Genomic DNA, 21,881 nt, shown 5'->3' on the forward strand with positions numbered 1-21,881 from the left:
ACCGGGAAACGGCAGCGCCGGGCTCACGCGATGCATCCGCTCACGGCACTGCAGAGCGAGTAGTAGTCGGATGACCGACCGCTGAGGGAAGGCCCCAAAGCCGGGCGCGGAGAAGGGCTGAGAGCGGTCACGTCGAGGTGCCGGTCCGGCGCGCCGCCGGTAGACGTGAACCGAGCGCCTACGCCTGCGACGCGGACCCCGGCGGGTCGCTCGCCTGCGCGTCGTCATCCTCAGCAGTCGCCGCCAAAGCCCTCTCACGACGGGACACCACGAAGACGGCAGCCGGGACGACCGACGTTGCGGCGAAGACCCTCATCCACGGCTTGTCGACGACGTGCCGAGTGCTGTGGTCGAGCGACAGACGACCCGACCCCGTCAGGGCCAACGCGCCCCCCACGAGGGCCAGGACCAGTTGGTACTCGATGCCGCCCTCCTGCGCGAAGAAGCCGTGCTCGCGGCTGATCGACCCCGCGACCAGCATCGTTCCGGCTGCGGCTGCCCCGGCCGCAGGGGTGGCGAGGCCGACGGCCAGCAGGGCGCCCCCACCGAGCTCCGAGGCGGCCGCGATCCGAGCATTGAGCCGGCCGGGTCTGAAACCGACCTTGTCGAAGAACGCGCCCGTCCCCTCGATCCCGTGCCCGCCGAAGGCGCCGAACTGCTTCTGGGCGCCGTGCGCCATCATCACTGCGCCGAAGCCGAGCCGAAGGGCCAGTAGGCCGACGTCACGCAGCTCGACCGCATTCCGCTTCATGACCACTCCTCCTGCGACCGCCGAAGCTCCTCAGAGACGGGTTGCGCCTTCCAGCGTAAAACCGAGGTGGCCCGGGTCACCAGGCGCGTTCGAGCAGCTCGGTCACCGACGTGACGTCGAGCGGTCGGGGGTTGGGGTAGGGCGCTGCGACCACGCGCTCGGCCACGCCCGCCAGTGCCGCCCGAGGGACCCCGAGCTCGCGAAGTCGGCGTGCACCCTCGTGGGCGTCGGCGAGTCCGCGCACCACGCGTACGGGGTCGGTGCCGAGGGCGCGCTCGAGGCGACGGGCGGCATCGGGGGCAGCCGGCAGGTCGAAGTCCATGACGTGCGGCAGCAGCATCGCGTGCAGCTCCGCGTGTGGCAGTTCGAAGGTGCCGCCGAGAGCATGGGCGAGCTGGTGGTGCAGGCCCATTCGCGTCTGCGCGAGGCAGGTCCCGGCGAGCCAGGCACCGGCCTGGACCCTGGACCGTGCGCGCACGTCACCGAGGTCGGCGAGCACGTCGGGCAGCGCCGCGACGATCTCATGGGCGGCCTCCGTGGCGAGGGCATCGCTCACCGGTGTGCGGTCGGGGGCCCAGAGCGCCTCGACGGCGTGCGCCAGCGCGTTCAGGGCGCTCGTCAGGGTGAGCCCGCGCGGCATCGACAGGGTCAGCTCCGGGTCGTAGACGACGGTCCCCGGGGCGAGCGCGGGGTCGCGGCGGGTGGTCTTCACCCCGCCCCGGGTCTCGCCGAGGACGGGCGTGACCTCCGACCCGGCATACGTCGTCGGCACGGCCACCTGGGGTATGCCGGTGCGCGCGCTGAGCGCCTTGCCGAGCCCGACCGCGGAACCTCCGCCCACCGCGACGACGGCATCGGCTCGGTGGTCGGTGACGATCGCGAGGGCGCGCTCGGTCACGTCCACCGGCGTGTGGACCCTCGGGCCGTCGAACCGTGCCGCGAGCCGCCCGCCCAGCGCGGCGGCGAGCGCGTCACCTGCAGCGGCCGCCGACGGCGTCGTCACGAGCAGCACGCGCTGCGCGCCGATGCGTCCGACCTCGGACGGGACGTGCCTTAGCGCCCCCGGTCCGATGAGCACACGGGTCGCGACGCCCTGGTGGACGGCGACGTCGGGCGCGGTGGCGTCGGTCATGGCTGCAAGGGTGGCACGTCGACGGCGTCGCGAGGCGCGCGATGACACCCACCCGGCGTTGCCCGAAGGTGCAGACTGGGCGTGGACCACGACGCAGGGGGAGGGATGCGCCCGCAGACGACATACGTCGAGTCGGTCGACGGCTACGTCGCGTACCAGGTGTTCGGGGAGGGGCCTCGGGACCTGCTCTTCGTCACGAACTGGAGCACCAACCTCGACGCGATGTGGGACGAGCCCTCCCTGGCCCACTACTTCAGCCGGCTCGGCCGCCTGGGCCGCGTCATCTGCTTCGACAAGCGCGGCACCGGCGTCTCCGACCCCGTCTCGCTGCGCTCGCTGCCGACCCTCGAGCAGTGGATGGACGACGCACGGCTCGTGCTCGACGCCGTCGGCTCGAAGCAGGCCGTCGTCATCGGTGACACGGAGGGCGGTCCGATGGCGATGCTGCTCGCAGCGACCTATCCCGCGCGGGTGCGCCAGCTCGTGCTCGTCAACTCCTACGCCCGCTGGCTGCGCGCGCCCGACTACCCGATCGGTATGCCGGAGAGCGCCCACGCGATCCTGCTCGAGCGCTACTCGACGTGGTGGGGGCAGGACGCCCGCATGCTCGAGGTCACCGCGCCGACCATCGCCCACGACCCGCGCTGGCAGGAGTGGTTCCTGCGTTACCAGCGGCTGGCGATGCCTCCGGGCGCCGCCTCGACGATGTACGAGTGGGTGACGAAGCTCGACGTGCGCGCCGTCCTCGCTGCCATCTCGGTCCCAACGCTCGTGCTGCAGCGCACTGACAACGTGCACTACCGGCCGGACTTCGGGCGCTACCTCGCCGAGCACCTGCCGGCCGCGACGCTGCACGAGCTGCCCGGCGCCGACTGCTACCCCTTCTACACCCCGCAGAACGACGACGTCCTGCGGGAGGTCGCGCAGTTCCTCAGCGCGGCGCCGAGCACGTCGCCCGAGATCCCCACGCAGCGCGAGCTCGCCACCGTGCTCTTCACCGACGTCGTCGGCTCGACCGACCTCGCGGCGCGGCTCGGCGACGACCGCTGGCTCGGGCTCCGGGCGGCCCACGACGAGATCGTGCGTCGCAACCTCGCGGCCTTCCGGGGGCGCGAGGTCGCGACGACGGGCGACGGCTTCCTCGCGACGTTCGACGGTCCGGCGCGGGCGCTGCTCTGTGCCGCACGCATCCGTGACTCGATGCACCTCATCGGGCTCGAGGTGCGCCAGGGCGCCCACACGGGCGAGATCGAGCGCGTCGGCGACGACATCGGCGGCATCGCCGTGCACCTCGCCGCCCGGGTCATGGCCCTCGCCGGCCCGAGCGAGATCCTCGCGTCGGGCACGGTGACCGACCTCGTCGTGGGCTCGGGCATCACCTTCAGCGACCGGGGGAGCCATCGGCTCAAGGGCGTCCCCGGCAGCTGGAAGCTGTATGCCGTCGCCGGCGTGCCGTAGCCGCGCGCCCGGAGCCACCCGCCGGGTTCGAGGTGAAAGCGCGTCAGATGCGACGCGCTTTCACCTCGAACGGCTCAACCTGTCGGCGGCTGGGGCTTGAAGCGGCGGACCTCGTGGGGCCAGCCGCACGCCTCGGCGATCCTGGCGCCCCACATCGTGGCGGTCGCGTCGTCGGGCACGTCCACGATCGCGAAGCCGCCGAGCCACTCCTTGGTCTCGACGTAGGGGCCGTCGGTGACCATCGCCGTGCCGCTGTCGGTGTTGGGGTCGGCGTGGTAGACGGGGCCGTCCTCCTCCTCGAGGCCACCGGCGAAGACGTACACGCCTGCGGCCTTCATGTCGTTGACCACGCCCATGGCCAGCGGCCCGCGTCCTCGGAACCACTCCTCCGGGTGGTCGCCCACCCACTGCTGGTTGAAGTACAGGAGGTACTCGGCCATGCGTCTGCTCCTTCGCTCAGTGGCGGCCCGGGTGACTCCGGACCGCGTCGACACCTGCTACACGAACGACCGTGCCCGGAATCGACACGTCTCCGGGGAGAGTACGACGAGCGGTGCCCCGGACCGTCAGGCGAGCGTGAGGAAGAGCTTCTCCATCGTGGCCTGGTCCTCGGAGGTGAGGCCCTCGGGCGAGGCCAGGCACTCGCGCAGTCCTGAGGAGACGATGGCGAACCCGGCGCGGTCGAGGGCGCGGTTGACCGCCGCGAGCTGGGTCACGACGTCGCGGCAGTCACGACCCTCCTCGATGAGGCGGATGACGCCGCCGATCTGCCCCTGGGCCCGACGGAGCCGGTTGAGGACGGGCGTCATGTCTTCGCTGTTGAGAGTGACCACGAAAGGCTCCTGGGTGGGGATCGGCGAGAGGGAGACGGACGAGATCGTAGCCCGATTTGACGAACATACCCGAAGGGGTATTAACCTTTCTATGCACATACCTCATGGGGTATCTGTACGCTGGGGGCTGGCGACCTCTTCCCGCGCCTCGAGTGATCATGTTTCCCCTGACATGCCGCTCGTGCCGACCGGTCCACGGCTTCCCCTGGGCCGTCCCGGTCAGCCGTCGGGGGCGGTGTCCCCGCACCCGTCCCCGACGGCCCCGCCGTCCCGCGCGAGGGGTGCTCAGCCGCCGGTCCTCCGGTGTGACGGGTCGGCGACCCTGCCTTCGCGTCAGCTCTGCGCAGGATGCTCGGCGCGCGGCTGGCGCAGCTGCAGCAAGAGATCGACTCCGACATCCGGCACGGGCAGGTGCGACCCGACGTCGACGCCGATGCCTTGGCGGGGCTCGCCTTCGGCGCCTACCTCGGCGAGCTGCTCCAGCACGGTCGGGCCCGGGGCGGCTGGGCCGACGGGGTGGTCACCCTGCTGCTGCGCGGGGTCGAGCGCACCTGACCGCTCAGCCGCGACCCGACGCGCGCTCCGGCCAGCCCGTGTAGGCCTCGGCCAGGAACCGGGAACCGGCCTCCGAGCCGGTCACCATCGCCAGCTCGCCCAGCTGGCGGCGACGGTCGAAGTCGGTGGCGCCCGGGACCGAGTGCAGCATGCTCGTCATCCAGTAGGAGAAGTGCTGGGCCTTCCACACCCGCGACTGGGCCCGCGGGCTGTAGCTGTCGAGCACGTCCTTGTCGCCGGTGCGCACCGCCTGCTCGAGCACCTCGGCCAGCACCTTGACGTCGGCGAGGGCGAGGTTGAGCCCCTTGGCGCCCGTGGGCGGCACCGTGTGGGCCGCATCGCCCGCCAGCAGCATGTTGCCGTGGCGCATCGGCTCGCAGACGAAGCTGCGGAAGCGCAGCACGGATCGATCGGTGATCGGCCCCTCCTTGAGGGTGAAACCGTCGGGCCCGCTCACGCGGGACTGCAGCTCCTCCCAGATGCGGTCGTCGCTCCAGGCGTCGACGTCCTCGTCGGGGTCGCACTGGAAGTACATCCGCTGGAGCGTCTCGGAGCGCTGGCTGATGAGGGCGAAGCCGCGGTCGGAGTGGGCGTAGACGAGCTCGGGAGCGCTGTGCGGCGCCTCGCAGAGGATGCCGAACCAGGCGAAGGGGTACTCGCGCGAGAACTGCCGGCGCTGCGCCTCCGGGATCTCGTGGCGGCACATGCTGCGCGACCCGTCGGCGCCGACGAGGTAGTCGCACTCGATCACCTGCGACGCGCCGGAGGAGTCGGTGAAGCGGATCCGTGGCCGGTCGCCGAGGACGTCCTCGACTCGGGTGTCGGTGACGGCGAACCGCACGTCGGCACCGTCTCGCTCGCGTGAGGCCGCCAGGTCGATGAAGACGTCGGTCTGCGGGTAGAGCCACGCCGACTCGCCCACGAGTCCCTTGAAGTCGATCCGGTGGCCGACGCCCCCGAAGCGCAGCTCGATCCCGTCGTGGGCGTGGCCTTCACGCAGCACGCGGTCGGACACGCCGGTGTCGACGAGCAGGCGCACGCTGTCGGCCTCGAGGATGCCGGCGCGCACCGTCTGCTCGATCTCGGTGCGGCTGCGGTTGTCGACGGCGATCGAGTCGATGCCGGCGCGGTGCAGCAGGTGCGAGAGCATCAGGCCGGCCGGCCCGGCCCCCACGATGCCGACCGTGGTCCTGCTCGTCGTCGGCGTGCTCATCTGGACTCCCGTGTCGGCGTGCGGCGGTGGATCGACTTGTAGGTGACGTAGGCGGCGAGACCCTCGAGGCCGTACTCGACGCCGAGGCCCGAGTCGTGGCGGCCGCCGAACGGCGCGCTGTGGTTCGAGGCGAAGAAGTTGATGCCGACCGAGCCCGTGTCCATCCGCTCCGCCACCTCCTGGGCGGCCTGCGGGTCGCTGGAGAAGACGAGGCCGCCGAGCCCGAAGCCGGTGTCGTTGGCCAGGGCGACGGCCTCGTCGACCGTCTCGTAGCGCAGCACCGTGATGACCGGGCCGAAGATCTCCTCGCGCGCGACCCGCATGTCGGGGGTGACGTCGGCGAGCACCGTCGGCTCGACGAAGTAGCCCTGGCCGCTGCGGGCCCGTCCACCTGTCGTCGCGCGGGCTCCCTCCCGGCGGGCCGACTCGAGGTGGTCCAGCACGCTGTCGTACTGCGCCCTGGTGGCGACCGGTCCGAACACCGTCTCGTCGTCGAGTGGGTCACCCTGGCGGCCGTCGCCGATGGTGCGGGTCACCATGTCGACGACCTCGTCGTAGCGCTCGGCCGGCGCGAGGATGCGGGTGCTGATGTAGCACGTCTGCCCGGTGTTGCGCATGCACGAGCGGACGAGGACCGCCGCCATGGCCTCGAGGTCGGCGTCGGGCAGCACAACCGCCGACGACTTGCCACCCAGCTCGAGGGTGACCGGGCGCAGCAGCTCGCCGCAGGCTGCTGCGATCCTGCGCCCGACCGGCGTCGAGCCGGTGAAGGCGACCTTGGCGGTGAGCGGATGGCGCACGAGAGCGTCACCGACCGCCCCCGACCCGGTGAGGAGGTTGACGACGCCGGCCGGCACGCCCGCCGCCTCGACCGCCTCGACGACGAAGCGGATCGAGAGAGGAGTGGGCGAGGCCGGCTTGACGACGACGGTGCACCCGGCGAGGAGTGCGGGCGCCAGCTTGATGGCCACGAGGTTGATCGGGAAGTTCCACGGGGCGATGAGCACGCACACGCCGACGGGGTCGCGGCGTACGACGGACTCGGAGCCCGCCAGCGCCGGGAACGGGCGCACGTCGTCGGCGTCGAGGTGGTCGGCGACGCCGGCGAACCACCGGAAGATGCCGGCTGCATTGCTCGCGGCACCGCGGCTCTCGGACAGGGGAGTGCCGTTCTCGCGCGAGATGGTGAGCGCGAGCTGCTCCGCGCGCTTCTCGATCTCGTCGGCGACACCCCTCAGGTAGGCCGCCCGTTCGCCCGCGGTCAGCCGCGGCCACGGGCCGGTGCGGAACGCGCGGTCGGCCGCCGCCATGGCGGACTCGACGTCGTCGGGCGTGGCGTCCGGGACGGAGCCCCAGACCTCCTCGGTGGCCGGGTCGACGACCTGGGTGCGGGCGTCGCCCGTCGACGGGGCCCACTTCCCGTCGACGTAGTGGTCGTCGACGTGCGTCCACGGCAGGTCGAGGTCCGCACGGTCGAGGATCATCGCAGCACGTCCGTCTTGAGCAGAGCCGTCGCGCGGTCGAGGGCTGCCGTCGCCATGGCGATGCCGGCCTCGGTGAGCAGCTCGGGGATGATCTCGGCGCGGAGCCGGTCGGTGTAGGTCGCCGGGTCCATGCCGAACCACCCGGATGCCAACGCGATGCCCGCGGGGTCGAAGCGCCACAGCCGGTCGGCGTCGCGCATCATCGCGTCCTCCAGGCTGTACGCCTCGTGCCGGGTGTCGTGCCCGTCGATGATGGCGCAGACGTCGTCGACGAACTGCTCGTCGTAGCCGAGCGGGGGCAGCACCTCGCGAGCGATGACGCAGCCCTGCTTCTCGTGCTCGAAGCGGATGGCGGCCTTGCGCCAGTCACCGCCGAAGCCCTCCGAGATGATGCGGGTCTCGTCGACGCGCCCCCAGCCGGTGTCGTGGAGCAGGATCGCAACGCGCACGAGGCGCGAGTCCGCCTGCGGGTAGGCGCGGCAGAGGCGCTCGGCGTACGCGAGGGAGATCGGCAGGTGGATGTCGTTGCCCCGGGTCCGGGTCTCGGGGACGACGCTCTTCCACACCGGGTCGAGGTCGACCCCGTCGGCGGGCGTCAGTGTGATGGGGGTGGTGTCCACCGGTCCGGTGGCGGCCACGGGGGTCGGGGGCAGGGGATGAGTCATCGCGGGTCGTTCCTCGTGATCGACTTGAGCGGGGTGGCGGGGTCGGCGGCCTCATCGGGTGGGATCGACGCGCCTTGTGCGAGAGCGGATTTCACCGCCATGAAGTCCAGGGGGTTGTTGACGCAGTCGGCCGCGATGATGCGACCGCAGCGGTAGTAGAGGACCGAGAACCGGCCTCGGGCGTCGTCACGGCGCACGACGGTGCGGTCGTGCCCCGAGCTGAGCCCGGCGATCTGCAGCTTGAGGTCGCCCTGGTTGGACCAGAACCACGGAATGCCGGCGTACTCCTCCTGGCGGCCCGTGATGGAGTACGCGGCGACCTTCGCCTGTTCCACGGCGTTGTTGACGCTCTCGAAGCGCACCCGGTCGCCGTCGGGCGCACCCGGGACCGGGTTGGGCTGGTTGGCCACGTCACCGACGGCCAGGGTCACGCCGTCGGAGGCGACGGCATACCGGTCGACGACGATGCCGTTGTCGCAGGCCAGGCCGATGCTCTCGGCGAGCTCGGTGTTGGGCACGACCCCGACGCCGACCAGCACGAGGTCGGCGGGGATGGTGCGGCCGTCGACCTCGACCCCACCGACACGGTCGCCCCGCTCGGCCCGGGGGATGATGCGCCCCACCTCGGCGCCGAGGAGCACCTCGATGCCGGCGGCCGCGTGGTGGGCGCGGAGGAACTCGGCCGTCTCGTCGCCGACCGCGCGGCCGACGAGGCGGGGTCCGGCCTCGACGAGGGTCACCGTCTTGCCGAGCTTGCGCAGACTGGCGGCTGCCTCGATGCCGATGAAGCCACCTCCGATGACCACGACGTCCTGGACGGCCGGGACGCGGGCCTTGAGCTCGAGCGCGTCGTCGGCGTTGCGGAGGTAGAGCACGCCGGGGAGGTCCGCCCCGGGCAGCGGGAGGCGCCGGGCGCGGGCGCCGACGGTGAGCGCGAGCCGGTCGAAGGGGAACTGCGCTCCCGAGATGGCGTGCGCGACCCCGGACCCGTCCGCGTGCTTGTCGATGCGTACCACCCGCTCGTTCTTGACGACGCGGATGCGGTGCTCGTCCCAGTACTCCTGGGTGCGGAAGATCAGCGACTCCTTGGTGATGACGTCCTGGAGGAACTCCTTGGAGAGGGCCGGCCGCTGGTAGGGCCGGTGGTTCTCCTCGCCCAGCAAGGTGATCGGACCTTCGTGGCCCAGCGCACGCAGCGACACCGCGAGCTGCACCCCCGCCTGGGACGAGCCGATGATGAGCAGGCCGGACACGTCAGACCTGCGTCTCGGGCGTCGTCACGTGCAGGTCCATCTCCTCGACGACCTTGATCTGGCACGACAGCCGGGAGGTCGGGCCGCGGTCCACGGCGGCGCCGTAGAGCATCTCGTCCTCCATGTCCTCCATCGGGGGGAGGCCGGCGAAGTCGGCGTCGTCGACGAAGACGTGGCAGGTCGCGCAGGACAGGGATCCGCCACACTCGGCCACGATGCCGGGCACGCCGTTGCGCACCGCGGTCTCCATGACGGAGTCGCCCACCGTCGCCGTGACGGTGCGTGCGTCGCCGGTGGTGTCGGTGTAGGTGATCTGTGCCATGTCTTGCTCCTGAGGTCTGGTGGTGAGCTCGGGTTGCTCGTTCAGATGAACTGGCGGCCGCCGTCGACGACGAGCGTCTGGCCGCTGATGTACGCGCTGTCGGAGCCGGCGAGGAAGAGCGCTGCACCGACGATGTCCTCCGGCTGGCTGGAGCGGCGCAGCGCGCCCCGGTCGACGCCGTACTGCTCGGCGTTCTCCATGAGGCCGAGGCTCGCCTCGGTGAGGGTGAATCCGGGGGCGATCGCGTTGACGGTGATGCCGCGACGGCCGAGCTCCTTGGCCATGACCCGGGTCATCGCGATGACGCCGCCCTTCGAGGCGACGTAGTGCAGCCACTGCTCCGACCCGCTGTAGACCGTCGCCGACGCGAGGTTGACGACGCTGGCCCCCTCGGGGAGGTACGGGCTGCAGGCCCGCACGACGAGCCAGGGGCCCTTGAGGTTGACCGCCATGACGCTGTCCCACTCGGCGGGGTCGATGTCCTCGAGCGGCGAGCGGTTGAGGGTCGCGTAGACGGCGGCGTTGTTGACGACGACGTCGATGCGCCCGTCTCCGAAGCCGGCGACCTCGCGGGCGAGGGCCTCGGTCGAGGCCGTCGACGTCACGTCGACGGTCCCGTGCCAGGCCTTGCCGCCCGCGTCCTCGACGAGGCGTGCGGTCTCGGCCACGCCGTCGGCGTTGATGTCGGCGACGGCGACGCGGTAGCCGCGCTCGGCGAACCCGAGGGCGAAGCTGCGCCCGAGCCCGCCGGCCGCGCCCGTGACGAGCACGGTGCGGGCGGACGCGGTGGAGGTGGAGTCGGCCACGAGCGCTCAGTCCTCGAGCAGCTCGACGCGGCCGGTGTTGCCGTCGACCCGGATGCGCTGGCCCGTGCGGATCGTCGTGGACCCGTTGCCGGTGCCGGTGACGGCGGGAAGGGCGTACTCGCGGCAGACGATCGCGGCGTGGCTCATCATTCCGCCGATGTCGGTGACGGTCGCCTTGATCTTGCCGAAGATCGGTCCCCACGAGGGCGCGGTGATGGTGGCGACGAGGATCTCGCCCTCCTGCACCTCGCCGAGCTGGTCTGCGTGCGTGACGACGCGGGCCAGGCCCTCGGCGACGCCGGGGGAGGCGGCCATGCCCGTGATCGTCCCCGACTCGGCGGCGTCGTCGTCACCGAGCCACTGCTGCACCTGCTCGGTCGTGATGCCGTAGAGCATCATCGTGAACGGCTCGGTGATCTCGGCGGGCGGCGTGTTGAGGGCCGGCTGCGGGCGCTGGCTCGACAGGGCGTCGATGATGCCGCGACGGCGCTCGATCTCCTTGGGCCAGTAGTGCGGTCCCGTCGGCTCGGCGCCGACGGCCCAGCCCGTCACGAGGTCGAAGATCGCGTCGCGCACCTCGCCGCGGGTCAGGTAGAGCAGGTCGCTCTGGTCGGCCCAGAAGCCGGCGTCGGCGAAGACGCGGCCGAGCTGACGGACCTTGCGCCAGAAGACGCCCATCGTCCAGTGCTCGATGTAGAAGTTGTGGTTCTCGACGTAGGGGTAGGCGGTCGCCGCCAGGCCCACCTTGGCGTCGAAGTCGGCGACCAGCTCGGCCGGCACGAGGTCGCGGTACTCGCTCACCACGCGGTCGCGCTCGGCGACGAGCTCCTCGACGGGGCGCAGGATCTGGTGCCCCTCGTCGACCCGACGGATGTAGTCCTTGACGTATCCGAGGGGGATCTCGAGGTGCTCGATCCAGTACTTGTCGTGGCCGTAGAAGCCGTTGCCGACGGTGAAGTTGAACCAGGGGTCCTGGGCCTCGGTCCAAGCGGCGAGCCACTCCGCGCCACCGTCGAGGGCCGCGATCCGGTCGAGCGTGCCCTGGACGTCGTCGGTGTCGGCGAACGCCGCCTGCAGGCCCTTCTCGACGGCGAGCAGCGCGAGCTTCTTGAGCTCGTCGTCGGGGCGGAAGAGCTCCATGTCGACGCCCTGGACCATCTTCGCGATGGACTGGTCGGGGATGCCGGGGAAGAGCTGCTTGCAGAAGCCGAAGAAGTCGAGGTAGGCGAGGTAGCCGAGGTTGAGGAACTCGAAGTGGTACTGCCAGTTCTGGTAGCAGAGCTGGATGAGGCGGTCGTAGCTCTCCATGAGCTTCTCCGACCCGTCCTTGGCCACGCCGCCGACGATGTCGTCGAAGGGGACGGCGTCGGGCAGCGCCTCGAACGACAGGGTCTCCATCTCGGCGATGGTGGCGCGCACCTTCGTGTGCCAGCCGTCGAGCATGCTGTCCCAGTTCTGGAAGTAGTGGCCGGCGCGTCGCTCGAACTCGGGCACCCGGGCAGCGACCTCCGCCTCGGGCACGGGCACCGGGCTCATGTAGAGGTAGCCGAGATGGATCTTGAACTCGATGCCGTTGGCCGGCGGGATGAGCAGGTGCCGGGTGTTGTACTGCCCCAGGCACTTGACGGCGAACTCGCCGCCGATCGTCTCGAACGGCTTGAACACCGTCGGCCAGTGCTGGCTGTCGCAGAACCAGAACTTCTCGTCCTCGGCACCGCTGAGGTTCCGGAACGACAGGAAGTACGGGTAGAGGTCCTCCCACCCCTCCGCGCCCGGGGGCACCGGCAGCTCGGAGGGCTTCGGGAAGGACTTCAGGGTGGGCGCGGGCACTGGTGCTGCGGTGAGGTCGGCGGTCATGTCGGGACTTCCTTGTCGCGAGAAGGGAAACGCAGGGACCGGTCGGCGCAGGGCGCGCCTGGCCGGAAGGGCGGTCAGTGGGCCGACTGGCCGGACCGGCCGGACTGGCCGGTGAGCCGAGACGTGAGACCGGAGAGGCTGAACGCCGGCGCCGCGGTGGAAGCGGCGGCCGCGGGGGTCGCCGGCGTCGCGGCCGGGGCCGCGGGTGCTGAGTGAACCGTCTCCGGGCGGGCTTGCAGGAGAAGGAGGTTGGAGCCCTCCGGCAGGTCCCGGTCGAGGGCCCACTCGACGTCCTGGGGGCAGCCGTAGTGCTTCTCGGCGGCCTTGGCCAGGGTGGCGACGGCCGTCACCTGCTCGGGGGAGAGGCTCAGGCGGCCCCGCCGCTCGTCGTCCACGTCACGCTCGACCAGGCGACCCAGCGCGAAGTCGGGCACGAGCTCGGCGTGCTTGTCGCCGACGGTCTGGCTGACGAGGGACAGCACGACCTTGTCGACGACGATGTTGTCCGGGGTCACCTGGCCCGACACGACCATCTCGCCGACGCCGTAGGACGAGTCGATGGTCACCTTGGACCGGTCGCCGTTGGTCGGGTTCATCGTCATCGCGACTCCCGAGACGGCGGAGTTCACCATCTTCTGCACGGCGACCGCCATCGACAGTCCCTCGTCGGGGATGTCGTTCTTGAGCCGGTAGAGGATGGCCCGGCTCGTGTAGAGCGAGGCCCAGCAGGCGCGGATGTGTGCCAGCACGGTGTCGATCCCGCTGAGCCACAGGTAGGTGTCCTGCTGCCCGGCGAAGCTGGCGCCGGGGAGGTCCTCGGCGGTCGCCGACGAGCGGACTGCGACGGGCACCTCGGAGTCGAACCGCGACTGGAGGCGCTCGTAGGCCTCGACGACCTGCGAGTTCACCTCGGGAGGTACGGGCCGCGAGCAGATCGCGTCGCGGATCGACGCCGACACCGAGTCGACGGCCGAGATGTCGTCGGGCGAGAGGGCGGCGAGCTTGTGCGCGATCTCGGTGGCGATGCCGGCGGCGTCGACGAACCGGTCGTAGGCCAGAGTCGTGACGGCGAAGCCCGGCGGCACCGGCATGCCGGCGGCCGTCATCGTCACGAGCGAGGCGCACTTGCCGCCGAGCAGCTCGTGCTGCGGCTCGAGGCCGCCGTCGAAGAACTGGACGTACGCGTCGGGCGTGGTGGTCATGTCAGGCCTCCCAGGAGACGGGGACGGCGAGGGGGACGCGGAACGACAGGTTCTCGCCGAAGTGCACCGGCTCGTCCTGCACCGGTCGCAGGCCCGGCGCGAGACGGGCCACCTCCTCGACGGCGATCTTGGCCTGGAGCTTGGCGAGCATGTTGCCCAGGCAGTAGTGGATGCCGAACCCGAAGGCGAGGTGCTCGCGGGCGTTCGGGCGGGTGATGTCGAAGGACTCGGCGTCGTCGAACCGCGACTCGTCGCGGTTGGCCGAGCCCATGACGAGCAGCACGTCGGCCCCTTCGGGGATGTCGACGCCGCCGATGGTGGCATCGCGGGTGGCACGCCGACGCCACGCGACGATCGACGGGCTGTAGCGCAGCACCTCGTCCACCGCCGCAGGGATCCGGCTCGGCTCGGCGACGACCTGCTGCCACTGGTCGGGGTGGGCGAGCAGGACGCGCAGCGTGTTGGCGATGAGCGTCGTCGTGGTCTCGTGGCCGGCGAAGAGCAGGCTGTAGCAGATCGAGGCGATCTCGTGGTCGCTGATCGGGTCGCCCTCGCGTTGGGCACGCACGAGGTCGCCGACGAGGCTGTCGGGGTCGCTCTCGTGGGCCTCGGAGACGAGACGCAGGCACTCCTGCCAGTACTCGACGAGGTTGTGGGCGTGCGGCACCTGCTCGTCGTCGGACAGGTCACCCCACGTCATGGCGGCTCGGGAGTCGGACCACCGCTTGTACGTGTCGACCTGGGAGACGTCGGCACCGATGAGGGTGAGGATCGTGACCGTGGGCACCGTGTAGGCCAGGTCGCGGACGAGGTCGGCCCGGCGCTCCGGGCGTGCCAGGAAGGCCTCGACCTGGGCGGCGACGTTGGCCCGGATGGTCGGCTCGAGCGCCTTGTAGCGCCGGGGCGTGAAGGCCTTGGCGACGACCTTGCGGATCCGCGTGTGCTCCGGGGGCACGCGGGCCGAGAGGCCGGAGTACGCCGTGAAGCCGCCCTCCTGCATGATCCGCTTCGCCTCCGGGCCGCGCTCGCGGACGGGCGCCTGGGCGTTCTCGCTGCTGAAGGTCTCCCAGTCGTCGAAGACGGCCTTGACGTCGTCGTAGCGGGTCACCACCCAGTAGCCGATCCGCTCGTCGAACATCACCGGCTCCTCGCGGCGGAGCTCCGCGTAGGCGGGGAACGGGTCGTCGAGCTTGAAGGGCTCGTAGCCGTGGTGGACCGGGCAGCCGGACTGCGCCGTGGGGGCTTCCGTCGTCTTCGACATGTCCTCATCGTGGCCCTGACCGCACGGTCGGACAACGGCCGACTTCCACTGGGTGGAAGTGACTTCAGAGTGCTCGCCAGCGTGAGACCGCCGGCGCGATACGCGCCGCGACTCCCCGGAGGGTGGGCAGGTAGCGCACCATCCGGTCGGACTGGGTGGACAGCATGACCAGCCCGATCGAGGCGCGCACCCGCCCGTCGCCGCCGTCGACGGGGACGGCGATCGAGCAGGAACCCGGGCGCACCTCCTCGTGGGTCGTGGCGTACCCCTGCTCGCGTATGCCGTCCAGCTCGCTCAGCAGGCGGGTCGGGTTGACGTGCGTCTGCCGGGTGGGTGCCTCGAGGTCCCGGGCGACGTAGGCGTCCCGGACCCAGGGCTCCTCGAAGGCGAGGAGGACCTTGCCCACCGCGGTGGCGTGCAAGGGCAGGCGACCCCCGACCCGGGACGCCCGGGGCACCCGCTTCGAGCTGTAGATGCGGTCGATGTAGAGCGCCTCGTGCCCCTCGCGCACCGCGAGGTGGGCGGTCTCCTGCGTCAGTGAGAACAGGTCCTGCAGGTACGGCCGGGCCGCGTCCCGCAGCTCACGCTGGGCGTTCTGGGCGATCTCCCAGAGGCGCAGCCCGACGGCATACCTGCCCTGCTCGTCGCGCTCGAGCGCACCCCAGCCCGCGAGCTCGGCCACGAGGCGGTGGGCCGTCGGAAGCGGGAGGTCGGCGCGCTCCGCGAGCTGGGTCAGCGACAGCGGGCCGGGCGAGGTCTCGAACGCGGCCAGCAGGGCCAGCGCCTTGCTCGTGACCGTGCGGCCGCCAGGTGCATCCTGCTCGCCCGGGGTCATCCGAGGGCGACCCGCTGGGGGAGGGTGTCGACGCGGGCGACGGCCGCCAGCGCTCGCGCCATGGTGCGCGCGGCGTCGGTGCACAGCTGGTCGTGAACGCGGCTGCCGATGAGCCGGTGGGCCTCGTCGCGGGTCAGCCCGAACCAGTCCATCACGGTGTCGACGCCGTGCGGGGTCAGCCGCCAGAGCTTGTCGGCGTCCTTGACGATGGCGTCGTCGAGTGACAGCGCCTCGCGGCGGCTGTCGTGGCCGTCGACGATCTGGACCACCCGGGCCGTGCGGTCAGGGTCGTGGCCCACCTCGGCCAGGACCGACGACGCGATGCGGGCGCCCTCCTTCTCGTGGCGCAGCACCGTCTCGCGGTCGCCGGCGCCGGGGGCGATGGCGGCGAGGACGTCTGCCTCGGGCACCTGCGACCAGCCGGTGTCGTGGAGCAGGATCGCGGGCAGTACGACCTCGGGGTCGCCGTCGGGAAGGCACGCGAGCAGGGCCCGGGCGAGTCCGTACGCGTAGAGCGTGTGGACGTCGTTGTCGCGCACGGCGAGATGGCGGGCGGCACGCGCCCAGATCTCGGCGTGGTGGGGATCGGGGTCGGAGAGCCCGGGGACGTCGGCGGCACGGGGAAGGTGTCGGCTGACGTCGCCTCCGTAGTGGTTGGCGTGGGGCTCCAGCTTGGGCAGCACGTGGTCATTGCACCGCGACCGACGGGGCGCCGCAAGGAGCGGCTTCCACCCAGCGGAAACCACTAGGGAGCCGCGCGCTGCGAGCGCAGGGCGGCGAGCTCCGAGCGCGACCGCACGCCGAGCTTCGCGTAGATGCGCGTGAGGTGGTACTGCACCGTCTTGGCAGAGAGGAACAGCTCGGCGGCCACCTCCTTGTTCGTGCGCCCGCCGGCGACGAGCGAGGCGACGACCTCCTCCTGGGTCGTCAGCTCGTGGTGCTCCCGGGGTTGCCGGACGACGTGGACGCCGCCGGCAGCCAGCTCGCGGTCGCAGCGCGCGACGTACGTCGTGGCCCCGAGGGCGAGGTACGCCTCGCGTGCCGTCGCAAGGACGGCGTCGGCCTCGGCGCGGCGCCCGGCCCGTCGCAGCGTCTGGCCGTAGGCGAAGTGCACGCGGGCGCGGTCGTACGCGAGGGGCAGGGGCGCCAGCAGCGACAGCGCGTGCTCGAAGCACCGGCGTGCGGCCTCGAGGTCGCCGCGGGTGCCGTGCCACCGTCCGCGCGCGTAGGCCAGCCTCGCCGTGGCCGACGCGTGGTCCGCCGCCGCTGCTCGCTCCTCGTGCGCGCGCAGGAAGGCGTCGGCATCGTCGGCGCGCCCCACGAGCACGAGTGCGTTGGCGTGCACGTCGGCCCATGGCCAGAAGCCCGGTGCCTCGACCCAGCCCCGAGCCCACGGCTCGGTGAGGGGGGTCAGCGCCCGCACCACCCCGGAGTAGTCGGCACGGGCCTCACTGAGCGCCGCGCGGCCCAGGGCCGACGGCACCCGCATCACCTCGTAGCCGCGGGCGCCCGCCTCGCCGTCGTGCGCGCTGCGTTCGGCGCCAGCCCAGTCGCCTCGGAGGGCGTGCACCTGTGTGCGGGTCCACGCGAGGAGGGGCACGAGCAGCTGGGTGCCTGACCTGAGGGCCAGGTCGACGCCTGCCGAGGCGGTGGCGAGGGCGGCGTCCCAGTCGCCGGTGACGAACTGCGCCCGGGCCAGCCACGCCCGGGCCCACAGCGAGATGCGCAGCGACCCGCCCCCGTGGTCGCCCGCCGCGCTCTCGAGCTCCTCGACGGCGGTGTCCGGGTCATCCGCCGCGAGGTGGAGCCAGCCGGACGCCATGACGACACGTTGCGCGACGAGCCCCTCGGGCAGGCGGGCGAGGAGGCGCTCGTACTCCGCGAGGGCCGCTGCGGGGTCTCCGCCGGCGGCCACGCCGAGGCCACGGATCGCTGCAGCCTCGCGCGCGGGCGGTGAGTCGGGAGCCGCAGCGACGGCGCGGTCGGCCCACTCCACGACGTCGAGGGCGCGACAGCGGGCCAGGGAGTGCAGGACGTGGCGTTGCGCGACCACCGCCGCCGTCGCAGGGTCACGACGGGCGTTGACGAGGTCCCAGGCGCGACGGAGCTTGTGCTCGGCCTCGGCCGGGCGCCCGCGCAAGACCGCCAGGTAGCCGAGGGCCGCGTTGCGCTGCGGCGTCTCACGCAGCGTCTCGACCTCGGCGAGGAAGCGCGTGGCGCGAGGCACGTCGCCCGCGCCGACGAGGGCGTCCACGGCTGCGACGAGCCGGGTTCCCGAGAGGTCGCGGTCGGCGCTCGCGCGCGAGGCGACGAGCATCAGGTCCGCCGCGGCTGCCCAGGCGCCGTCACCACCCTTGCGCTCGGCCTCGGCCTGAAGCTGCGATGCGAGCTCGTCGTCGGGCTGTGGGTCGGCGAACCACCTGTGCCGCAAGGCAACTCCAGGTTCGTGGACGACCACCGCGGCCCGCAGGTGGAGCGTTGCCCGCTCGGCCGGCTCCACGGCGTCGAGGACCGCTCGCCGGGCGATCGGGTCGGCCAGTCGCACCCAGCAGCCCAGCTCGTCGAGCTGACGGAGCAGGCCGGCACGCACACCCTCGCGAACGGCGAGGGTCGCGGCGTCGACGCCGCAGACCCGCGCCGCCTGGCTGACCTCCACCCCGTGAGCCTGTCGGTCACCGAGCTCGAGCACCGCCACCGCCCGCACCAGTCGCTGTGCCTCGGCACTCGTCGAGGCCAGGGCCGTACGGATCGCGCGCGCTGCCGTGGGTGGTGCGGGGAGGACGAGCTGCAGCGCCTCCCAGTCCGCGGGTGCGACGAGGTCGAGTGTCTCGACGACGTTGCGCACCCGGCCACCGCAGTGGCGGAGCAGTCGATCCACTTGCAGCGCAGGCAGACTGAGCCCGCGCCGTTCGGCGAGGGGTGGGATGTCATCGAAGGCCAGGGGTGCGAGCCGGACCACGTGGTCAGCAGCGGCGAGGACGATGTCGTGCAGCAGCCCTTCACCGACTGCGTATGCCGTCTCGCTCCCCGGGGCGGGGGTCGCCGGGTGCTCTGCGCGCCAGCCGAGCACGACGAGCAGCCGTGCAGCGGACGGACGACGGGTGAGGCTCACCAGCGCCTCGACGGAGTGCGTGTCGGCGTGGTGCGCGTCCTCGAGCACGATGACCTGGTCCCAGCCGGTGCTACCGACCGGGACGTCGGCGAGCAGGTGCTCCGCCGTGGACAGCGGGGACTCGCCATCAGCGAGACGGTGTCGGCCGGCCTGGAGCCTGCTGATGGACGCTCCGGGTTCATCTCTCTCCCAGGGGAGTCCGAGGAGCAGGTCCAGCCTGGTGGTGACGATGGCGTGGTCGCCCCCGCACCGGTCTGCGAAGGCGCGGAGGAACGTCGTGAGCCCGCCCCCGGCCGGAGCGGTGACGACCACGAGAGCGGATGCCTGGGGCCGTGCTCCGCCGCCGAGAACATCGACGAGGGCGTCGAGCTCGCGCCGGCGTGTCGGCAGGACCTGGGCGGGCGTCACACGGCCACGGTAGGCCCCGTTCGCCGCTCTCGGCAGTCCGGCAGGACGGCGAACGGGGCGTGGCACCGGGTCAGCCCGGGTCAGCCCGGGTCGCCGCCCGCGACGGGGAGCACCGTCCCGGTGATGTAGGACGCCTCGTCGGACGCGAGGAACGTGATGGCGGCGGCCTGCTCGTCCAGCGTGCCGTAGCGCCGCAGGAGCGACGAGCCGAGCGTCTGCTCGATGTGCGCGTCGAACCACGCCTGCTCCTGGGCGTTGGCCGCCGGGGGAGTGCCCCGCGAGATGCGGCGCGGCGGGGCCTGGGTGCCGCCGGGGGCGGTCCCGACCACCCTGATGCCGTGCTCGGCGTACTCCATCGCGAGCGACGCCGTCAGCGCGTTCACCGCGCCCTTGGCTGCGGAGTACGGGATGCGGTGGATCCCGCGGGTCGCCGCTGACGACACGTTGACGATGACGCCGTGCCGGGCCGCCACCATCCACGGCAGCACCGCGCGCGACGCGAAGAGCGTCGTCACGAGGGACCGGTCGAGCTCGGCACGGATCTCGGCCTCGGTGAACTCGGTGAACGGCTTGAAGTTGATCGCGCCGCCGACGTTGTTGACCAGCACGTCGACGCGGCCGAAACGCTCGACCGTGCGGCGCACCACCTCGTCGGCGCCGTCCCACGTCTCGAGGTCGCACGTGACGGCCACGGCCTCGTGCCCCTCGGCCCGCAGCTCGTCGGCGACATCGGCCACCAGCTCGGAACGGTCGGCGAGGACGAGCCTTCCACCCTCCGCGCCGATGCGACGGGCGACCTGCGCGCCGATGCCCTGTGCGGCGCCCGTGACGACGACCACCGTGCCGTCGAATCGGCCGGGCGAGATGTGGGCCGGCCGCGTGGCGCGGGCGGTGCCGGCCATGGCCCGTCGCATCGTCAGCTTGGAGCGCTCGGCGTGGTCGGCGATCAGCCCGCGTGCACGGTCACGGTCGCGGGCCTCGAAGGCCTCGACGATCTCGACGTGGTCGGTGGCGCAGCGCGGGTGGCACCAGGTCGCCGTGCGCAGCGCCTCCTCCATCCGGCCCTTGACGCCCAGCGCCTGGTAGGCCTGGAGCAGATGGGCGTTGCGCGTCTGCGCGAAGAGGTAGTCGTGGAAGGCGGCGTTGGCCTCGGTGTACGCGTGGGCGTCGAGGAAGCGGTCGCCCTGCACGTAGGGCAGGGTGGACTCGGCCAGCAGCCGGTAGCCGGCCAGCTGCTGCGAGCTGAGCCGGCCGATGGTCAGCTCCAGCGCACCCAGCTCGAGGGCCTGGCGCGCCTCGAAGACGGCGTCCGAGGACTGCACGTCGGGGTGCTCCTCGCCGATCTGGTAGCCGTCGTCGGCGCTCTGGGCGACCACCGTCGGCTGCGCGCCCCGCGGTGCGGCGACGCGGTCGTCCGGTGTCGTCGAGTCTGCCGGTTGGGCCATCGCCGCGAAGACGACCTGCTTGACGATGCGCCGCACCGACTCGCCGTCGTCGGTCGTCGGACGTGGGCCTGCCCACGCGGCGGTCGCCGCCTCCGGCAGGACGGTCTGCCCGGCGATGCCCCGGGCGTCCGGCGCGGGCAGCAGCTCCTCCGGATCGCGTTGCGGCTCGGGTGCCACAGGCTGGTCCTGCTCCGACGGGGCCGGCGGGATCGGCGGGGTCGGCGGGGCCGGCGGGGCCGACGGGGCCGACGGGGCCGCGAGAGCGAACTTCTCGTAGTAGAAGCCCGTCGGCTCGATGCCACCGCCCGACAGGTGGGTGCGGACCGCCTCGACCATGGGCGGCGGGCCGCAGAGGTAGACGGCGACGTCCCCGTCGTGCAGGTGCTCCGGGCCGATGAGGCTCGTGACGTACCCCTTGTTCGCAGCGGTGCTGTCGGGGTCGGAGACACAGTGGTCCCACGTCAGGTTGGGCAGCCCTTCCGCGGCACGCTCGACCTGGTCGAGGGCCACGAGGTCCTCGTCGGTGCTGACGCCGTAGACGAGGTGGACGTGGCGCTCGCTCTCGGCGGCGCTCAGGGTGCGCAGCATCGACAGCACCGGTGCCAGCCCCGTTCCGCCGGCCAGCAGCAGCACGGGCCGGTCGGTCTCGCGCAGGAAGAACGAGCCGTGCGGTCCGGTGAGGCTGACGGCGTCACCGACGGCGGCGCGTTCCTCGAGGTAGGTCGACATGGCGCCCCCCGGCGTCAGCTTCACGAGGAAGGTGAGGCGCTCCTCGTGCGGCGCGTTGCTGAACGAGTACGACCGGCTGACGTCGGCGCCGGGCACGGCGATGTTGACGTACTGCCCCGGCAGGAAGGCGAGCTCGCCCCGGTTCGGCACGTCGACGGAGATCTCGACCGTCGTGCGCGAGAGCCGTTCGAGGCCGACGAGCGTCCCGGCATACGTGGTCGCCCTGGTCTTGGCCACCTCGGAGGTGCTGGCGACCTGCAGGACCAGGTCCGAGCGCGGCTTCATGCTGCACGGCAGGACGAAGCCCCGGTCGGCCTCGTCGGGGCTCAGGGCGTCGTCGATGTAGGCGCCGCCGTCGTAGCGACCCGACTCGCAGAAGGCCTTGCAGGTGCCGCACGCCCCGTCGCGGCAGTCGAGCGGGATGTTGATGCGCTGGCGGTAGGACGCGTCGGCGACGGTCTGGTCCTCGCGGCACGTGACGAACCGCGTCACGCCGTCCTCGAAGGACAGGGCCACCTGGTGCGTCGCGACGTCGATGTCGTTGACAGTCATGGCTCCCC

At 72.0% G+C, this 21,881-nt stretch carries 18 protein-coding genes and 1 pseudogene; 2 read left to right on the forward strand and 17 right to left on the reverse strand.

The genetic code is table 11. The features are described 5' to 3' along the window. Window positions 1-178 precede the first annotated feature (178 nt). Window positions 179-751 carry a DoxX family protein gene (locus tag ACYVNR_RS05380; protein WP_461047099.1) on the reverse strand — a complete coding sequence of 191 codons (573 nt, stop codon included), beginning with the start codon at window positions 749-751 and terminating at the stop codon, window positions 179-181. 76 nt (window positions 752-827) lie between these two features. After that, on the reverse strand, window positions 828-1,883 hold the full coding sequence (locus ACYVNR_RS05385; RefSeq protein ID WP_461047101.1) for a maleylacetate reductase: 1,056 nt from the start codon (window positions 1,881-1,883) through the stop codon (window positions 828-830). An 81-nt stretch (window positions 1,884-1,964) separates the two neighbouring features. Between ACYVNR_RS05385 and ACYVNR_RS05390 the strand changes: the two genes are divergently transcribed. Next, window positions 1,965-3,341, forward strand: a complete 1,377-nt coding sequence (locus ACYVNR_RS05390; RefSeq protein WP_461047103.1) for an adenylate/guanylate cyclase domain-containing protein — start codon at window positions 1,965-1,967, stop codon at window positions 3,339-3,341. Window positions 3,342-3,415: 74 nt separating this feature from the next. Here ACYVNR_RS05390 and ACYVNR_RS05395 read toward each other — a convergent pair whose 3' ends face one another. Both ACYVNR_RS05395 and ACYVNR_RS05400 read right to left on the reverse strand, forming a co-directional pair. Then, window positions 3,416-3,781 (reverse strand): YciI family protein, encoded by a 366-nt coding sequence (locus tag ACYVNR_RS05395; protein ID WP_461047105.1) that lies wholly within the window; start codon window positions 3,779-3,781, stop codon window positions 3,416-3,418. Window positions 3,782-3,907: 126 nt separating this feature from the next. Next, window positions 3,908-4,150, reverse strand: a complete 243-nt coding sequence (locus ACYVNR_RS05400) for a metal-sensitive transcriptional regulator (protein ID WP_082080965.1) — start codon at window positions 4,148-4,150, stop codon at window positions 3,908-3,910. A 351-nt stretch (window positions 4,151-4,501) separates the two neighbouring features. On the opposite strand from ACYVNR_RS05400, the pseudogene ACYVNR_RS05405 reads away from it, so the two are divergent. After that, window positions 4,502-4,729: pseudogene (locus ACYVNR_RS05405) on the forward strand (hypothetical protein); the annotation flags it as partial. Between the two features lie 4 nt (window positions 4,730-4,733). On the opposite strand, the gene ACYVNR_RS05410 reads toward ACYVNR_RS05405, so the two are convergent. The 13 genes from ACYVNR_RS05410 to benC form a co-directional block, all read right to left on the reverse strand. Further along, window positions 4,734-5,942 carry a 4-hydroxybenzoate 3-monooxygenase gene (locus tag ACYVNR_RS05410; RefSeq protein WP_461047107.1) on the reverse strand — a complete coding sequence of 403 codons (1,209 nt, stop codon included), beginning with the start codon at window positions 5,940-5,942 and terminating at the stop codon, window positions 4,734-4,736. Next, window positions 5,939-7,426 carry an aldehyde dehydrogenase family protein gene (locus ACYVNR_RS05415; protein ID WP_461047109.1) on the reverse strand — a complete coding sequence of 496 codons (1,488 nt, stop codon included), beginning with the start codon at window positions 7,424-7,426 and terminating at the stop codon, window positions 5,939-5,941. The genes ACYVNR_RS05410 and ACYVNR_RS05415 overlap by 4 nt, the downstream gene beginning before the upstream one ends. After that, entirely contained in the window at window positions 7,423-8,091 is a 669-nt protein-coding gene (locus ACYVNR_RS05420) for an HD domain-containing protein (protein WP_045191433.1), read from the reverse strand. Before ACYVNR_RS05420 ends, ACYVNR_RS05415 begins: the two co-directional genes overlap by 4 nt. After that, on the reverse strand, window positions 8,088-9,344 hold the full coding sequence (locus ACYVNR_RS05425; protein ID WP_045191434.1) for an NAD(P)/FAD-dependent oxidoreductase: 1,257 nt from the start codon (window positions 9,342-9,344) through the stop codon (window positions 8,088-8,090). Before ACYVNR_RS05425 ends, ACYVNR_RS05420 begins: the two co-directional genes overlap by 4 nt. A gap of 1 nt (window position 9,345) precedes the next feature. Beyond that, the gene (locus ACYVNR_RS05430; RefSeq protein ID WP_045191435.1) at window positions 9,346-9,666 is read right to left on the reverse strand and encodes a 2Fe-2S iron-sulfur cluster-binding protein; all 321 of its coding nucleotides are present in this window, start codon (window positions 9,664-9,666) and stop codon (window positions 9,346-9,348) included. 41 nt (window positions 9,667-9,707) lie between these two features. After that, complete coding sequence (locus tag ACYVNR_RS05435; RefSeq protein WP_461047112.1) at window positions 9,708-10,472, reverse strand: SDR family NAD(P)-dependent oxidoreductase; 765 nt, start codon at window positions 10,470-10,472, stop codon at window positions 9,708-9,710. A 6-nt stretch (window positions 10,473-10,478) separates the two neighbouring features. Then, window positions 10,479-12,329, reverse strand: a complete 1,851-nt coding sequence (locus ACYVNR_RS05440; RefSeq protein WP_461047114.1) for a PEP-utilizing enzyme — start codon at window positions 12,327-12,329, stop codon at window positions 10,479-10,481. Between the two features lie 74 nt (window positions 12,330-12,403). Further along, the gene (locus ACYVNR_RS05445) at window positions 12,404-13,531 is read right to left on the reverse strand and encodes a PEP/pyruvate-binding domain-containing protein (RefSeq protein ID WP_461047116.1); all 1,128 of its coding nucleotides are present in this window, start codon (window positions 13,529-13,531) and stop codon (window positions 12,404-12,406) included. 1 nt (window position 13,532) lies between these two features. Beyond that, window positions 13,533-14,792, reverse strand: coding sequence for a cytochrome P450 (locus ACYVNR_RS05450; RefSeq protein ID WP_458798648.1), 1,260 nt, complete (start codon window positions 14,790-14,792; stop codon window positions 13,533-13,535). 64 nt (window positions 14,793-14,856) lie between these two features. Then, entirely contained in the window at window positions 14,857-15,627 is a 771-nt protein-coding gene (locus ACYVNR_RS05455) for an IclR family transcriptional regulator (RefSeq protein WP_458798647.1), read from the reverse strand. Further along, window positions 15,624-16,310: an HD domain-containing protein gene (locus tag ACYVNR_RS05460; protein ID WP_082080958.1), complete on the reverse strand. Its 687-nt coding sequence runs from the start codon at window positions 16,308-16,310 to the stop codon at window positions 15,624-15,626. Before ACYVNR_RS05460 ends, ACYVNR_RS05455 begins: the two co-directional genes overlap by 4 nt. 62 nt (window positions 16,311-16,372) lie before the next feature. Beyond that, window positions 16,373-19,147, reverse strand: a complete 2,775-nt coding sequence (locus ACYVNR_RS05465; protein WP_461047119.1) for a LuxR C-terminal-related transcriptional regulator — start codon at window positions 19,145-19,147, stop codon at window positions 16,373-16,375. 80 nt (window positions 19,148-19,227) lie between these two features. After that, window positions 19,228-21,873: a benzoate 1,2-dioxygenase electron transfer component BenC gene (gene benC, locus ACYVNR_RS05470; RefSeq protein ID WP_461047121.1), complete on the reverse strand. Its 2,646-nt coding sequence runs from the start codon at window positions 21,871-21,873 to the stop codon at window positions 19,228-19,230. Window positions 21,874-21,881: the final 8 nt, after the last annotated feature.

Source organism: Terrabacter koreensis, from assembly GCF_054783315.1.